This window comes from Burkholderia sp. HI2714 (assembly GCF_002223085.1).
GTDB lineage: Bacteria > Pseudomonadota > Gammaproteobacteria > Burkholderiales > Burkholderiaceae > Burkholderia > Burkholderia lata_D.
The window spans coordinates 1-15045 of sequence record NZ_NKFM01000027.1 but is presented as its reverse complement, the minus strand read 5'-3'; the positions used below and the strand labels follow the sequence as shown (position 1 = coordinate 15045).

The 15045-nt window shown below is 68.0% G+C and carries 12 protein-coding genes and 1 pseudogene; 10 read left to right on the top strand and 3 right to left on the bottom strand.

What is annotated here, in order from left to right; genetic code table 11:
* Positions 1-174 precede the first annotated feature (174 nt).
* Positions 175-1707, bottom strand: coding sequence for a D-alanyl-D-alanine carboxypeptidase/D-alanyl-D-alanine endopeptidase (gene dacB, locus CFB82_RS14720; protein WP_069248746.1), 1533 nt, complete (start codon positions 1705-1707; stop codon positions 175-177).
* Between the two features lie 186 nt (positions 1708-1893).
* Here dacB and CFB82_RS14715 point away from each other — a divergent pair, with 186 nt between their 5' ends.
* From CFB82_RS14715 to CFB82_RS14690, 6 genes are all read left to right on the top strand, one after another.
* A complete protein-coding gene (locus CFB82_RS14715; RefSeq protein ID WP_089484509.1) occupies positions 1894-2556 on the top strand; it encodes a response regulator in 663 nt (220 codons plus the stop codon).
* Between the two features lie 3 nt (positions 2557-2559).
* Positions 2560-3906 carry an ATP-binding protein gene (locus CFB82_RS14710; protein WP_069248745.1) on the top strand — a complete coding sequence of 449 codons (1347 nt, stop codon included), beginning with the start codon at positions 2560-2562 and terminating at the stop codon, positions 3904-3906.
* Positions 3907-4017: 111 nt separating this feature from the next.
* On the top strand, positions 4018-5502 hold the full coding sequence (locus CFB82_RS14705) for a DegQ family serine endoprotease (protein WP_069248744.1): 1485 nt from the start codon (positions 4018-4020) through the stop codon (positions 5500-5502).
* Between the two features lie 105 nt (positions 5503-5607).
* On the top strand, positions 5608-6045 hold the full coding sequence (locus tag CFB82_RS14700; RefSeq protein WP_069248743.1) for a carboxypeptidase-like regulatory domain-containing protein: 438 nt from the start codon (positions 5608-5610) through the stop codon (positions 6043-6045).
* A 132-nt stretch (positions 6046-6177) separates the two neighbouring features.
* Positions 6178-6537 carry a DUF427 domain-containing protein gene (locus CFB82_RS14695; RefSeq protein WP_069248742.1) on the top strand — a complete coding sequence of 120 codons (360 nt, stop codon included), beginning with the start codon at positions 6178-6180 and terminating at the stop codon, positions 6535-6537.
* A 28-nt stretch (positions 6538-6565) separates the two neighbouring features.
* Complete coding sequence (locus tag CFB82_RS14690) at positions 6566-7273, top strand: CoxG family protein (RefSeq protein ID WP_089484508.1); 708 nt, start codon at positions 6566-6568, stop codon at positions 7271-7273.
* A 42-nt stretch (positions 7274-7315) separates the two neighbouring features.
* Here CFB82_RS14690 and CFB82_RS14685 read toward each other — a convergent pair whose 3' ends face one another.
* Entirely contained in the window at positions 7316-8332 is a 1017-nt protein-coding gene (locus tag CFB82_RS14685) for a helix-turn-helix domain-containing protein (RefSeq protein ID WP_089484507.1), read from the bottom strand.
* Positions 8333-8484: 152 nt separating this feature from the next.
* Between CFB82_RS14685 and CFB82_RS14680 the strand changes: the two genes are divergently transcribed.
* Positions 8485-9162, top strand: coding sequence for a cysteine hydrolase family protein (locus CFB82_RS14680; RefSeq protein WP_089484591.1), 678 nt, complete (start codon positions 8485-8487; stop codon positions 9160-9162).
* A gap of 98 nt (positions 9163-9260) precedes the next feature.
* Here CFB82_RS14680 and CFB82_RS14675 read toward each other — a convergent pair whose 3' ends face one another.
* The gene (locus tag CFB82_RS14675) at positions 9261-9902 is read right to left on the bottom strand and encodes a TetR family transcriptional regulator (protein ID WP_069248739.1); all 642 of its coding nucleotides are present in this window, start codon (positions 9900-9902) and stop codon (positions 9261-9263) included.
* Positions 9903-10302: 400 nt separating this feature from the next.
* Here CFB82_RS14675 and CFB82_RS14670 point away from each other — a divergent pair, with 400 nt between their 5' ends.
* The 3 genes and pseudogenes from CFB82_RS14670 to CFB82_RS14660 form a co-directional block, all read left to right on the top strand.
* The gene (locus CFB82_RS14670) at positions 10303-11577 is read left to right on the top strand and encodes an efflux RND transporter periplasmic adaptor subunit (protein WP_089484506.1); all 1275 of its coding nucleotides are present in this window, start codon (positions 10303-10305) and stop codon (positions 11575-11577) included.
* Between the two features lie 15 nt (positions 11578-11592).
* Positions 11593-14793, top strand: a complete 3201-nt coding sequence (locus tag CFB82_RS14665) for an efflux RND transporter permease subunit (RefSeq protein WP_069248738.1) — start codon at positions 11593-11595, stop codon at positions 14791-14793.
* Positions 14793-15045: pseudogene (locus CFB82_RS14660) on the top strand (multidrug transporter); the annotation flags it as partial. The gene CFB82_RS14665 and the pseudogene CFB82_RS14660, both read left to right, overlap by 1 nt.

Here is a 15045-nt window from a genome sequence, read left to right as displayed (position 1 = left end):
GCGGCTGGCGTTTCAAACCGGGGAGGGCGGGATTCGGTGTGCGGAGGCGCTGGCAGGCCGCCCCGGCGGCGCGTCAGGGTGACCCGCTGCGCGGTGCGGCCGCGATGCCGAGACGGGCCGACGCGCGCCGGCAACATCGTGGGCGCGCCGTGTGTATCGCGGCACGCTGCAACGTCAGTGCGCGCCGGCGTAGATCCACTCGAGCAGCGAGTCGTGCGCGGCGCGTGCGGCTTCCGCGTGATCGTTGTTGATGAAGCTGACGACGATGTAGCTCTGGCCGTCCGCACCGGCGACGTAGCCGGCGATCGCGCGCACGTCGCGCAGCGTGCCGGTCTTGATGTGCGCGTTGCCGAGCACGCCGGCGTTGGTGAGGCGGTTCTTCATCGTGCCGTCGATGCCGGCGATCGGCAGCGAATCGACGAACGCCTGCGCGACGGGGCTCGCGTTCGCGGCCTGCAGCAGCGCGGCGAGCGACAGCGCGCTCACGTGCTCTTCGCGCGACAGGCCCGAACCGTTCTCGAGCACGAGGTCGGGCATCGCGATGCCGTTCTTCTGCAGGAACGCCTGGATCACGCGGCTCGACTGCTCGGGCGTCGCGGGCGGCTTGCCGCTGACCGCGCCGATCGTCAGGAACAGGTTGCGCGCCATCACGTTGTTGCTGAACTTGTTGATGTCGTAGACGATGCTGCCGAGCACCGGGCTGTGATGCACGGCGAGGGGCCGCGCGGTGGTCGGCACCTTGCCTTCGCTCACCGGCCCCGCGATCGTGCCGCCGTCCTGCTGCCACAGAGCGAGGAAGCCGCGCGCGAAGAACGTGGTGTGATCGAGGATCGCGAGGTTGGTCGTGTGCGCGCCGCAGCGCAGCGGGTAGTCGCCCGCGAACGAGGCGGTCATGATCCCGCCGCCGGCCGTCAGCGTCGGGCGCGCGGCCGCGGCGGCCGCGCTGCACGAGCCCGTGCCTTCGACCAGCTGGTTGTCGATCGACAGGTCGGCGAGCGGCGGCAGCACGTCGACGGCCACCTTGCCGTCGTCGCCCGGCGTGACGGTGAACGACACGGCCTTGAATGCGTACAGCAGCGGGTCGGGGCCGACGTTGTACGGCGCGCTCGCGTCGTCGTCGAACGAAGGGAGGTCGCGCGTCGAGGTCGCGAAGTAGCTCTTGTCGAGCACGAGGCCGCCGGCCACGCGCTTGACGCCGGCCTTGCGGAGCTTGTCGACGAGATCGATCAGCTCTTCGGGCACGAGCTTCGGATCGCCGGTGCCCTTGATGTACAGGTTGCCCTGCAGCGTGCCGTCCGGGTCGACCGTGCCGTCCGTGTAGGCGGTCGTGCGCCAGCGGTAGTCGGGGCCGAGGATCGACAGGCCCGAGAAGGTCGTCACGAGCTTCATCGTCGAGGCGGGCATCATCGGCCGGCTCGCATTCCACGCGATCAGCGGTTCCGGATCGCCGACGCGCTCGACGACGACGCTCATCGCCGACGCCGGTACCTTCGCGCGCTGCAGCGCGACGAGCACGGACGCCGGCAGGCCGGCCGCGCGCGCGGCGGGCGACACGACGGTCGTCTTGCGCGCTTCCTTGTGGGATTTCTTGCGGGCCTGCGCGGACGGCGCGAAGGCGAGGGCCGTGCAGGTGGCGACGATGGCGGCCGCCTTCAGGCAGACGCGGGCGCGGGGGGCGAACCGGGTGGAAAGATCGGAAATCGGCATGAGCGAATACGGGAGAAGCACGACGTTCGGGCAGGGCGCGCGCGGCGCCAAAGCGCACATTGTAGAGACAAGTCCGGACAGCCCCCTTGCAATCCGCCTTTCTGTTGCATTGCACGGTGCCGCGCGCCCGGTTCGCGGCGCTACAATGGTCGCCGTGTTTGACTCGCCCCATGGATGCCTGTCCCGATGCGGATTCTGCTTGTCGAAGATGATCGAATGATTGCCGAAGGCGTGCGCAAGGCGCTGCGCTCGGACGGCTTTGCGGTTGATTGGGTGCAGGACGGCGACGCCGCGCTGACGGCGCTCGGCGGCGAGGCGTACGACCTGCTGCTGCTCGATCTCGGCCTGCCGAAGCGCGACGGCATCGACGTGCTGCGCACGCTGCGCGCACGCGGGCTGGCGCTGCCGGTGCTGATCGTCACCGCGCGCGACGCGGTGGCCGATCGCGTGAAGGGGCTCGACGCGGGCGCCGACGACTACCTCGTCAAACCGTTCGACCTCGACGAACTGGGCGCGCGGATGCGCGCGCTGATCCGCCGCCAGGCCGGGCGCAGCGAATCGCTGATCCGCCACGGTGCGCTGACGCTCGATCCCGCTTCGCACCAGGTGACGCTCGATGGCGCGCCCGTCGCGCTGTCCGCGCGCGAGTTCGCGCTGCTCGAGGCGCTGCTCGCGCGGCCCGGCGCGGTGCTGTCGAAGAGCCAGCTCGAGGAGAAGATGTACGGCTGGGGCGAGGAGATCGGCAGCAACACGGTCGAGGTCTACATCCACGCGCTGCGCAAGAAGCTCGGCTCGGACCTGATCCGCAACGTGCGCGGGCTCGGCTACATGGTCGTCAAGGAAAGCTGACGCGTGAGGTCGATTCGTCATCAATTGCTGATCTGGCTGCTCGCGATCGTCGTCGCGGGCGTGGGCATCGCGGGCTGGCTCATCTACCGGCAGGCGCTCGCCGAAGCGAACGAACTGTTCGACTACCAGTTGCAGGAAATCGCCGCGGCCTTGCCGTCCGAGCCGTTCTCGCAGGTGTTCGGCTCGCGCACCAACGGCGACGAAGGCATCGTGATCCAGATCTGGAACCGCAACGGCGTGCTGATGTACTTCTCGCATCCGCGTGCGCCGATCGCGCCGCGCGCGGAGCTCGGCTTCTCGACCGAACGCACCGATCGCGGCGAATGGCGCGTGTACGGCGCGATCGTCGGCGACAACGTCGTGCAGCTCGCGCAGCCGCTGTCGGTGCGCAACCGGCTCGCGGCGAACGTCGCGCTGCGCACGCTGTGGCCGCTGATCGTGCTGCTGCCGTTCCTCGGCGCGGCCGTGTGGGTGATCGTCGGGCGCGGGCTCGCGCCGCTCGCCCGCGTGACGCGCGCGGTCGAGGCGCGCCGGCCGGAAGCGCTCGATCCGTTGCCCGATGCGCGCCTGCCGCTCGAGGTGCAGCCGCTCGTCCGGGCGCTGAACGGGCTGCTCGCGCGGCTGGCGGCCGCGCTCGATACGCAGAAGGCCTTCGTGGCCGACGCCGCGCACGAACTGCGCACGCCGCTCGCGGCCGTGCAGATCCAGGCACAGCTCGTCGCCCGCGCGAAGGATGACGCGTCGCGCCGCGAGGCGGTCGCCGATCTCCAGGATGGCGTGTCGCGTGCGACGCGTCTCACGGAGCAGCTGCTTGCGCTCGCCCGCGCCGAACCGGATGGCGCGACGATGCGCGAGCCGGTCGACCTGCAGGCACTCCTCACCGAATGCGTGGCCGCGCTTGCGCCGCTCGCGCAACGGCGCGACATCGATCTCGGCTTCGAGGAGACGCGCGCGGCGAGCGTCGTCGCGGACGTCGGTGCGCTGCGCGTGATGTTCGGCAACCTGCTCGACAACGCGGTGAAGTACACGCCGGACGGCGGCCGCATCGACGTGTCGCTGACCCGCGACGCGGCCGGCCGCGCGTGCGTGCAGATCGGCGACAGCGGGCCCGGCATTCCGGCCGACGAGCGCGAACGCGTGTTCGACCGCTTCTACCGCGACAGCTCCGCGCGGGCGCGCACCGACGTGTCGGGCAGCGGGCTCGGGCTCGCGATCGTCAAGCGCGTGGCCGCGCAGCAGGGCGCGACGGTGTCGCTCGGCGACGCGGCTGCGGGCGGCCTGCTCGTCAGCGTCGTGTTCCGCGATGCCGAGATGCCGGCCGAGGCGCCGCAGCCGTCCGAATCCGTGTGAAGAACGCCGCCGGGCGGGCGCCGGCGGCCGCTTAAGCCCCGCTTAAGGCGGATTAAGCCTCCTTTAAGTCAGGGTCGTTACGCTGCGTCCTAACAAAGAGGAGGTCCTACGATGAACACCCGATTCCTTGCGCGCGGCGCCGTCGCGGTCGCCGTGGCGGCCGCCCTGTCCGCCGGTTATGTCGCCGGCACCCGCCGCGCCGATCCGCAGATCATCACGCCCGCGCAGGCCGCCGCACTGATGCCGGCCGAAGCGGCCGCGAAGACCGGCATCCCCGATTTCTCCGGGCTCGTCGAGACCTACGGTCCCGCGGTCGTGAACATCAGCGCGAAGCACGTCGTGAAGCAGGTGTCGCGGCGCGTGCCGCAGCCGCAGCTGCCGATCGATCCGAGCGATCCGTTCTACCAGTTCTTCAAGCACTTCTACGGCCAGGTGCCGGGCATGGGCGGTGACGCGCAGCCGGACGACCAGCCGAGCGCGAGCCTCGGTTCCGGGTTCGTCATCAGCTCCGACGGGTACATCCTCACCAATGCGCACGTGATCGACGGCGCGAACGTCGTCACGGTCAAGCTGACCGACAAGCGCGAATACAAGGCGAAGGTCGTCGGTTCCGACAAGCAGTCCGACGTCGCGGTGCTGAAGATCGACGCGAGCGGCCTGCCGACCGTGAAGATCGGCGACCCGGCGCAGAGCAAGGTCGGCCAGTGGGTCGTCGCGATCGGTTCGCCTTACGGCTTCGACAACACGGTCACGTCGGGCATCATCAGCGCGAAGTCGCGCGCGCTGCCGGACGAGAACTACACGCCGTTCATCCAGACCGACGTGCCGGTGAACCCCGGCAACTCGGGCGGCCCGCTGTTCAACCTGCAGGGCGAGGTGATCGGCATCAACTCGATGATCTACTCGCAGACGGGCGGCTTCCAGGGCCTGTCGTTCGCGATCCCGATCAACGAGGCGATCAAGGTGAAGGACGAGCTCGTGAAGACGGGCCACGTGAGCCGCGGCCGCCTCGGCGTCGCCGTGCAGGGGCTGAACCAGACGCTCGCGAGCTCGTTCGGACTGCAGAAGCCGGACGGCGCGCTCGTCAGCTCGGTCGACGCCAACGGTCCGGCCGCGAAGGCCGGCCTGCAGCCGGGCGACGTGATCCTGTCGGTCAACGGCTCGCCGGTCGCCGATTCGACGTCGCTGCCCGCGCAGATCGCGAACCTGAAGCCGGGTTCGAAGGCCGACCTGCAGATCTGGCGCGACAAGTCGAAGAAGTCGATCAGCGTGACGCTCGGCGCGATGGCCGACGCGAAGCTCGCATCGAACGACGGCGGGCCGGTCGAGCAGGGGCGCCTGGGCGTCGCGGTGCGTCCGCTGTCGCCGCAGGAGCGCAGTGCCAACAACCTGTCGCATGGTTTGATCGTGCAGCAGGCCGGCGGGCCGGCCGCCAACGCGGGCATCCAGCCCGGCGACGTGATCCTCGCGGTCAACGGCCGCCCGGTCACGAGCCCCGAGCAGTTGCGCGACGCGGTCAAGGGGGCAGGCAACAGTCTTGCTCTGCTGATCCAGCGCGATAATGCACAGATCTTCGTGCCGGTCGACCTGAGCTGACCGGCCACGGCCGACGGCCGGCCAGGCCGGCCGCGGCGGGCGCCCCCGCCGTTCCGGATGTGTGACGCGGCGCCCTGTATGTGTTCCGACCCCAAGGAGAGAGCCATGCAATATCTACGCAACGTGTCCCGATTTGCCGTCGCCGCGGCGCTGGCCGCCGGCCTCGCAGCCGGAGCGACCGGCGCGTACGCGCAGTCGGACGGCTTGCCCGCCGCGCGCCAGCAGGGCGACGTCACCTTCGTGTCCGGCGGCGTCGGGCTGGACGAATCGACGGCGTTCCAGCGCAACGAGCCGAGTTGGCCGCTGGCGCTGCGGTTCACCGGCAAGGGCGGTGAGTTCCTGGCCGACGTCCATGTGCGGATCGTCGACGGCAAGGGTGCCGAAGTGCTGAAGACCGACGCGCGCGGGCCGTACATGCTCGTGAAGGTGCCGCCGGGCCGCTATACGGTGCAGGCGTCGTACCAGGGCAACGAGGAATCCCGCGCCGTCACGGTCGGCGAGAAGGGCGGCGCGAAAGCCGCCTTCCAGTGGAGCGCGCAGTAGCCCGCCGCGCGCGGCCCCGGCCGGGGTTGCGCATTCGGCTGCGGTTTCGCCCATAATGAAAGCCACGGCACCCGTGCCGTGGCTTTTTCGTTTCCTGAGCCCGGCTTGGCCTGGGCGCCCCAAGGAGAAACGATGTCCGACGCAGCCGACCCTCGTCTCGAAATCGTGCCGAACCGCCATCGCGTGCGGGTGATCCATCGCGGCATCACGTACGCCGATTCGCACGGTGCGCTGACCGTGCGCGAAACGGGTCTGCCGGACACCCACTACCTGCCGCGCCGCGACGTCAACATGCGCCGGCTCGTGAAGTCGGGCGTCACGTCGGCCTGCCCGTTCAGGGGCGAGGCCGTGCACTTCGACTTGCAGACCGAAGACGGCGTGATCGAGAACGCCGCATGGAGTTATGAGGAACCGAAGGCGGCTGCGCTGGCGCTCGCGCACTACGTTGCCTTCGACACTGCACGGATCGACAGTCTCGTCGAGACGTCCTGATGCGGCGCGTGTTCATCGGGGAGGCGCCATGGAACTGAACGACTCGTTACGCATACCGCTCGCCCCGCCCGTCGTGCGGGAGGCGTTCGAGGATCTCGCGTTGTTGCGCGCGAGCTTCGACCATTGCGAATCCTTCGTGAAGCTTGCGCACGGCGAGTTTGCGCTGACGATCACGGTGCCGCTCGGCCCGCTGCGCGCCCGCTACGACGTGCGTGCGCATGCGGCCGCCGAGCAGGGCGACGCGGAAGGGCAGCCGCGCCGCGTGCTCAACTTCAAGGCGCGGGCCGACGGGCTCGGCGCGCTGTGCGGCCAGGTCGAACTCGTGCTGATGCCGGATGACGACGCGAACGCCACGCGCATCGAGTATGTGGTCTGGGCGACGGCGAGCGGCCCGCTCACCGAGCTGCCGGGGCGGCAGATCGAAAATGCGCTGCGCGAATGGACCGACGATTTCTTCCGTGAATTTTGCGCGGTCGTGCAGGCGAAGCACGGTCTCGCGCCGAACCGCGCGCGCTCGGCCGCGCCACGGCGCCAGCACGTGTTCCTGCGGCCGGCGTCGCTGGTGGCCGCGACGAAGCGTGCGTTGCCGCCGCACCTCGGCGGCGCGCTGACCGGGCGTGCCGCCGGCGCGCTCCCGCATCGCGGCGCCGGCACGGTGCCCGTGTGGGCGTGGGCCGCGATGATCGTGTTCGTCGCGCTGCTGCTTTACGCGGCGCGCTGGATCAACGGCGGCTGAGCGGCCGGCCGGTTCCGCTGCAAGGCCTGCTCGCCGCGCGCGTTACCGCACGACATCGGCGCCGGCTCCGGCGCCGCGAAATTCCCTTCGATATGCCGACGGCGACGTGCCGAGCGCGCCCGCGAAATGCTGGCGCAGCGACACGCTCGACCCGTAGCCGGCCGCCTGCGCGATCGCATCGATCGATTGCCCGGTGGTTTCCAGCAGATGCTGCGCGCGCGCGAGCCGCTCGGCCTGCAGCCACGCGGTGACGGTCGTGCCGGTCGCCTGGCGGAAGTGGCGCGTGAACGTGCGCCGGCTCATCAGCACGCGTTCGGCGAGCGAATCGACGCTGTGTGCGGCGTCGAGGTGGGCGCGCACCCAGTCGAGCAGGCCCGCGAGCCGTGCATCGCGCGGGTGCGCGGCCACCGGCTGCGGCACGTATTGCGCCTGCCCGCCCTGCCGGTGCGGCGGGATCACGAGGCGGCGCGCGATCTGGTTCGCGGCGTCCGAGCCGAAGCGCAGCCGGACGACGTGCAGGCAGCAGTCGAGCCCGGCGGCCGTGCCGGCCGACGTCATCAGGTTGCCGTCGTCCACGTACAGCACGTCCGGATCGAGCTTCACGCGCGGAAAGCGTTGCGCGAAGTCGTCGGCCCACGCCCAGTGCGTGGTGGCCGGGCGGCCGTCGAGCAGGCCGGCCGCGGCGAGCACGTAGGCGCCGAGGCACAGCCCGACGAGCTGCGTGCCTCGTGCGGCGGCCGCGCGGACGGCGTCGAGCAGCACGTCGGGCGGCGCTTCGTCCGGATCGCGCCAGGCCGGCACGATGACGATGTCCGCGTCGTCGAGCCCGTCGAGCCCGTACGGCGCGGTGATCGTGAAGCCGCCCGTCGTCGACAGCGGGCCACGTTCGGCCGAGCAGACGCGGAACTCGAACGCGGGCGAGGCGGCCGCGTCGCGTTCCTTGCCGAACACGACCGACGGCACCGACAGGTGGAACGGGCTGATGCCGTCGTAGGCGATCACGGCAACGACGGTCGGAGCAGGCTGGGCGGTCCGGGTGGACGAGGCGGCGGCGGTCATGGCGGGCTCCGGAATGGCGATGGCCCGATTCTATCGAAGAATGGCTATTGGGCCACTGTCCCCGCGGACGATGCGCGCCGACAATGCATCGCATCGCGCCGCTCGCCGTCCCGTTCCGGGGCGGGGCCGCGCGCCCGGACCAGGAGCCCGCCATGTCGAACACCGTCCCGCATTCCGCTTCCCAAGCTGTTTCCCGTCCGGCTGCCCGTCGCGCGCTGATCGTGATCGACGTCCAGAACGAATACGTGACGGGCAACCTGCCGATCGAATATCCGCCGCTCGACGTGTCGCTCGCGAACGTCGGCCGCGCGATCGATGCCGCGCATGCGGCCGGCGTGCCGGTGATCGTCGTCCAGCACGTCGCACCGGCCGGCGCGCCGATCTTCGCGCCCGGCTCCGACGGCGTCGCACTGCACGCGGTCGTTGCCGGCCGGCCATACGCGCACCTGATCGAGAAGAAGCTGGCAAGCTCGTTTGCCGGAACCGACCTTGCCGCGTGGCTCGAGGCACACGGGATCGACACGCTCGCGGTGGCCGGCTACATGACGCACAACTGCAACGCGTCGACGGTTTATCACGCGGCGCACGCGGGGTTGAATGTCGAGTACCTCAATGACGCGACGGGTGCGCTGCCGTACGAGAACGAAGCAGGCGCGGTAAGCGCCGAGGAGATTCACCGCACGTACGCGGTCGTGTTCCAGTCGAATTTCGCGGCCGTGATGTCGACCGACGCGTGGATCGCGGGACTGGCCGGTGCGCCGATGCCGAAGCGCGATTCGGTCGCCGCGTCGAACCGGCGGGCCCGCGCGCAGCGCGCGAAGGCGGCCTGAAACTGGAGGGAGATGGGAGAGGGCGCGGGCAGCGCGTTGGCGCGGCCCGGCGCGCCGCCCGATGAAACAAACACCACAAGCGAGCGCTCGTCGCGCGGTCAGTCGCCGTTCTTCAGCATCGCCGGGCTGAAGCGCAGCATGTCGAAACAGCCGTCGACGAGCTTTTCCGCATGCTGCTCGGCGTCGATCTCGTCGGGCAGCATCAGCATGTCGCGCACGAAACCGCTGACGAGCGTGTGCAGCATCAGCGTCGCGCGCCAGGTATCGAGCCGCTCGGGCAGCAGCTTGAGCCGCACGGCCCCCGCGAGATCGGCATCGATCGCGTGCAGCGCCTCGCTCATGCCCGCACGGTTGCGCTGGAGCAGCGGCTCGAGATCCGCGACGTACTCGCACTTCATGAACAGGATGCTGAACACGCGGCGCAACTGCGCGTCGCGTTGCACGCCGAGCAGGCACCAGATCAGGATCTGCCGGATCTTCTCGAGCGGATTGCCGCCCGGCGCGTCGAGCGGCATCCGCTTCAGCTCGTCGATCGGCAGAAACACGCGGTCGAACATCGCGTCGAACAGTTCGCTCTTGTTCGCGAAATGCCAGTAGATCGCACCGCGCGTCACGCCGGCATGCTGGGCGATGTCCGCGAGCGACGTGTGCGACACGCCCTTCTCGAAGAACACGTGTTCGGCGGCGTCGAGAATGCGGTTACGCGTCTCGAGCGCCTCCTCCTTGGTACGTCTGACCATGTGCAGGCCTGATTGGAATGATCGTAGGTGAATATAGGGTCTGCAACCCTCTGCGCAGTCATATAGACTGGCTATGCTTGCGGCTGGTAACAATCTGTAAGACTGGACAGCGGGCGGGCACAAACGGGCTTTTTACATACATTCATGAATGTATATACAATACCACCCTACGATCGAATGACCCAAGTGGCAATCAGTTAATATCCCACTCTGCTGATTCCCGCCAAAGTACCAGTCCGCAGTGCGGGGCAACCTGTCGGCACGGAGGTTTCGTGCCGCTTGCTGTATCTAGCAGTCCAGTATTTCAGGTGTTCGATCTGCGCCGTGAGGCGCATCCGTGTTGCGCTCGCTCCGGTCGGGTGCGGCACTTATTCCATTGGTTATACACAGAGGTCGCTCCATGCGCGTCGAACGGGTTCCATACCGCTTAATCACTGTCGCGACGGCCGCCGTTTTCCTGGCCGCGTGCGGGAAAAAAGAATCGGCACCGCCGCCGCAAACGCCGGAAGTCGGCGTCGTCACCGTCCGACCGCAAGCCGTACCGGTCTTCAGCGAACTGCCGGGCCGCACCAGCGCATTCCTCGTCGCGCAGGTGCGCGCACGAGTCGACGGCATCGTGCTGCGTCGTGAATTCACCGAAGGCACCGACGTCAAGGCCGGCCAGCGTCTGTACAAGATCGATCCGGCGCCGTACGTCGCCGCACTGAACAGCGCGAAGGCAACGCTCGCGAAGGCGCAGGCGAACCTCGTCACGCAGAACGCACTGGTCGCGCGCTACAAGGTGCTGGTGGCCGCGAACGCGGTCAGCAAGCAGGACTACGACAACGCGGTGGCCACGCAGGGCCAGGCTGCGGCGGACGTCGCGGCCGGCAAGGCGGCGGTCGATACCGCGCAGATCAACCTCGGCTATACCGACGTCGTGTCGCCGATCACCGGCCGCGTCGGCATTTCGCAAGTGACGCCGGGTGCATACGTGCAGGCGAGCCAGGCCACGCTGATGTCGACGGTGCAGCAGCTCGATCCGGTGTACGTCGACCTTACGCAGTCGAGCCTCGAAGGCCTGAAGCTGCGCCAGGACGTGCAGAGCGGCCGCCTGAAGACGAGCGGCCCGGGCGCCGCGAAGGTGTCGCTGATCCTGGAAGACGGCAAGACCTACTCGGAAGCCGGCAAGCTGCAGTTCTCGGACGTGACGGTCGACCAGGCCACCGGTTCGGTGACGATTCGCGCGGTGTTCCCGAACCCGGGCCGCGTGCTGCTGCCGGGCATGTTCGTGCGCGCACGGATCGAGGAAGGCGTGAACGAGAACGCGTTCCTGGTGCCGCAGATCGGCGTCACGCATGACCAGAAGGGCCAGGCGATCGCGATGGTGGTGAACGCCAGCAACAAGGTCGAGCCGCGTCCGCTGAAGACCACCGGTATGCAGGGCCCGAACTGGATCGTCGAAGGCGGTCTGCAGGCGGGCGACCACGTGATCGTGCAGGGCGGCGAGAAGGTGCGCCCGGGTGCGACCGTGAAGTCGGTACCGGCACAGCTCGCACCGGCGGCCGGAGCCGCATCGGGCGCCGCCGCCACCGCCGCGCCGGCTGCCGCCGGTTCCGGCGCCGCTGCTGCTTCCGGTGCCGCCGCATCGGGCGCCGCGCCGGCGAGTGCTGCCGCTGCTTCGAGCGCGCAATAACAGGGAGCCTGTTTCATGGCAAAGTTTTTTATCGATCGCCCGATCTTCGCGTGGGTGATCGCCATCATCCTGATGCTGGCCGGGGTTGCGGCGATCTTCACGCTGCCGATCTCGCAGTATCCGACGATCGCGCCGCCCTCGATCCAGATCACCGCGAACTATCCGGGCGCTTCCGCGAAGACGGTGGAAGACACGGTGACGCAGGTGATCGAGCAGCAGATGAGCGGTCTCGACAACTTCCTGTACATGTCGTCGACCAGTGACGACTCGGGCAACGCGACGATCACGCTGACCTTCGCGCCGGGTACCAACGCCGACATCGCACAGGTCCAGGTGCAGAACAAGCTGTCGCTCGCGACGCCGATTCTGCCGCAGGTCGTGCAGCAGCTCGGCCTCTCGGTGACGAAGTCGAGCAGCAGCTTCCTGCTGGTGCTCGCCTTCAACTCCGAAGACGGCAGCATGAACAAGTACGACCTCGCGAACTTCGTGGCGTCGCACGTGAAGGACCCGATCAGCCGGTTGAACGGCGTCGGTACCGTCACGCTGTTCGGCTCGCAGTACGCGATGCGGGTCTGGCTCGATGCGACCCGGCTGACGAACTACGGCCTCACGCCGGTCGACGTGTCGACCGCGATCTCCGCGCAGAACGTGCAGATCGCAGGCGGCCAGATCGGCGGCACGCCGTCCACGCCGGGCACGATGCTGCAGGCGACGATCACCGAATCGACGCTGCTGCAGACGCCCGAGCAGTTCGGCAACATCCTGCTGAAGGTCAACCAGGACGGCTCGCAGGTTCGCCTGAAGGATGTCGCGAAGCTCGAACTCGGCGGCGAAAACTACAACTTCGACACGAAGTACAACGGTCAGCCGACCGCGGCACTCGGTATCCAGCTCGCGACCAACGCGAACGCGCTGGCGACCGCGAAGGCCGTGCGCGCGAAGATCGACGAACTGGCGCCGTTCTTCCCGCACGGCCTCGTCGTGAAGTACCCGTACGACACGACACCGTTCGTGAAGCTGTCGATCGAGGAAGTGGTCAAGACGCTGCTCGAAGGTATCGTGCTGGTGTTCCTCGTGATGTATCTGTTCCTGCAGAACCTGCGGGCGACGATCATCCCGACGATCGCGGTGCCGGTCGTGTTGCTGGGCACGTTCGCGATCATGTCGATGGTGGGCTTCTCGATCAACACGCTGTCGATGTTCGGCCTCGTGCTCGCCATCGGCCTGCTGGTGGACGATGCGATCGTGGTGGTGGAGAACGTCGAGCGGGTGATGGCGGAAGAGGGCCTGTCACCGAAGGAGGCGACCCGCAAGGCAATGGGCCAGATCACCGGCGCACTCGTCGGCGTGGCGCTCGTGCTGTCGGCGGTGTTCGTGCCGGTGGCGTTCTCGGGCGGCTCGGTCGGCGCGATCTATCGTCAGTTCTCGCTGACGATCGTGTCGGCGATGGTGCTGTCGGTGCTCGTCGCGTTGATTCTGACGCCGGCACTGTGCGCGACGATCCTCAAGCCGATCCCGCAAGGGCATCACGAAGAGAAGAAGGGCTTCTTCGGCTGGTTCAACCGCACGTTCAACAACAGCCGCGACAAGTACCACGTCGGCGTGCACCACGTGATCAAGCGCTCGGGCCGCTGGCTCATCATCTACCTGGTCGTGATCGTCGCGGTCGGCCTGCTGTTCGTGCGTCTGCCGAAGTCGTTCCTGCCGGATGAAGACCAGGGCCTGATGTTCGTGATCGTGCAGACGCCGTCGGGCTCGACGCAGGAAACGACCGCGAAGACGCTCGCGAACATTTCCGACTACCTGCTGAAGGACGAGAAGGAAATCGTCGAATCGGCGTTCACGGTCAACGGCTTCAGCTTCGCCGGCCGTGGCCAGAACTCCGGTCTCGTGTTCGTTCGCCTGAAGGACTACGCGCAGCGTCAGCATGCGAACCAGAAGGTGCAGGCGCTGATCGGCCGGATGTTCGGGCGCTACGCGGGCTACAAGGACGCGATCGTGATCCCGTTCAACCCGCCGTCGATTCCCGAACTCGGCACCGCCGCCGGCTTCGACTTCGAGCTGACGGACAACGCGGGTCTCGGCCACGATGCGCTGATGGCCGCACGTAACCAGCTGCTCGGGATGGCCTCGAAGGATCCGACGCTGCAGGGTGTGCGTCCGAACGGCCTGAACGATACGCCGCAGTACAAGGTCGACATCGACCGCGAGAAGGCGAACGCGCTCGGCGTGACGGCGGATGCGATCGACCAGACGTTCTCGATCGCCTGGGCGTCGAAGTACGTGAACAACTTCCTGGATACCGACGGCCGGATCAAGAAGGTCTACGTGCAGGCAGACGCACCGTTCCGGATGACGCCGGAAGACCTGAACATCTGGTACGTGCGCAACGGGTCGGGCGGGATGGTGCCGTTCAGTTCGTTCGCGACCGGTCACTGGACGTACGGTTCGCCGAAGCTCGAGCGCTACAACGGTGTGTCGGCGATGGAAATCCAGGGTCAGGCCGCACCGGGCAAGTCGACCGGTCAGGCGATGGCTGCGATGGAACAGATCGCGAAGAAGCTGCCGGTCGGTATCGGCTATTCGTGGACCGGCCTGTCGTTCCAGGAAATCCAGTCCGGCTCGCAGGCGCCGATCCTGTACGCGATCTCGATCCTCGTCGTGTTCCTGTGTCTCGCGGCGCTGTATGAAAGCTGGTCGATCCCGTTCTCGGTGATCATGGTGGTGCCGCTCGGCGTGATCGGCGCACTGCTTGCGGCAACGATGCGCGGCCTCGAGAACGACGTGTTCTTCCAGGTCGGCCTGCTGACCACGGTGGGCTTGTCCGCGAAGAACGCGATTCTGATCGTGGAGTTCGCGCGCGAACTGCAGATGACGGAGAAGATGGGGCCGATCGAGGCCGCGCTGGAAGCGGCGCGCCTGCGGCTGCGTCCGATCCTGATGACGTCGCTCGCGTTCATTCTCGGCGTGATGCCGCTCGCGATCAGCAACGGCGCGGGTTCGGCCAGCCAGCACGCAATCGGTACGGGCGTGATCGGCGGGATGATCACGGCGACGTTCCTCGCGATCTTCATGATCCCGATGTTCTTCGTGAAGATCCGCGCGATCTTCAGCGGCGAGAAGGAAGACGTCGACGAGGCGCTGCGCCTGGCTCAGGAGCACTCGCACCACGAAGAGAAGCCGGGCAACGGCGACGAAGGCAACAAGGGACAGTGATGATGCAAAAACACGCTTTGACTGCAATCGCGGTCGCGCTCTTTGCCACGGGCTGCACGATGGCGCCGCATTACAAGCGGCCCGATGCGCCCGTCGCGCAGGCGTACCCGGCCGGCGGCGTCTACGCGACGCAGCCGGGTGCGGCCGGCGCGCGCAGCGCGAACGGGCAAGCTGCGACCGCCATCGGCTGGCGCGAGTTCTTCGTCGATCCGCGCCTGCAGCGGCTGATCGAGATCGCGCTGAAGAACAACC

What these genes read in the sequence shown, in the direction of transcription:
- dacB (WP_069248746.1), bottom strand. Translation starts at nt 1,707, where the DNA reads ATGCCGATTTCCGATCTTTCCACCCGGTTCGCCCCCCGCGCCCGCGTC.
- CFB82_RS14715 (WP_089484509.1), top strand. Translation starts at nt 1,894, where the DNA reads ATGCGGATTCTGCTTGTCGAAGATGATCGAATGATTGCCGAAGGCGTG.
- CFB82_RS14705 (WP_069248744.1), top strand. Translation starts at nt 4,018, where the DNA reads ATGAACACCCGATTCCTTGCGCGCGGCGCCGTCGCGGTCGCCGTGGCG.
- CFB82_RS14700 (WP_069248743.1), top strand. Translation starts at nt 5,608, where the DNA reads ATGCAATATCTACGCAACGTGTCCCGATTTGCCGTCGCCGCGGCGCTG.
- CFB82_RS14695 (WP_069248742.1), top strand. Translation starts at nt 6,178, where the DNA reads ATGTCCGACGCAGCCGACCCTCGTCTCGAAATCGTGCCGAACCGCCAT.
- CFB82_RS14690 (WP_089484508.1), top strand. Translation starts at nt 6,566, where the DNA reads ATGGAACTGAACGACTCGTTACGCATACCGCTCGCCCCGCCCGTCGTG.
- CFB82_RS14685 (WP_089484507.1), bottom strand. Translation starts at nt 8,332, where the DNA reads ATGACCGCCGCCGCCTCGTCCACCCGGACCGCCCAGCCTGCTCCGACC.
- CFB82_RS14680 (WP_089484591.1), top strand. Translation starts at nt 8,485, where the DNA reads ATGTCGAACACCGTCCCGCATTCCGCTTCCCAAGCTGTTTCCCGTCCG.
- CFB82_RS14675 (WP_069248739.1), bottom strand. Translation starts at nt 9,902, where the DNA reads ATGGTCAGACGTACCAAGGAGGAGGCGCTCGAGACGCGTAACCGCATT.
- CFB82_RS14670 (WP_089484506.1), top strand. Translation starts at nt 10,303, where the DNA reads ATGCGCGTCGAACGGGTTCCATACCGCTTAATCACTGTCGCGACGGCC.
- CFB82_RS14665 (WP_069248738.1), top strand. Translation starts at nt 11,593, where the DNA reads ATGGCAAAGTTTTTTATCGATCGCCCGATCTTCGCGTGGGTGATCGCC.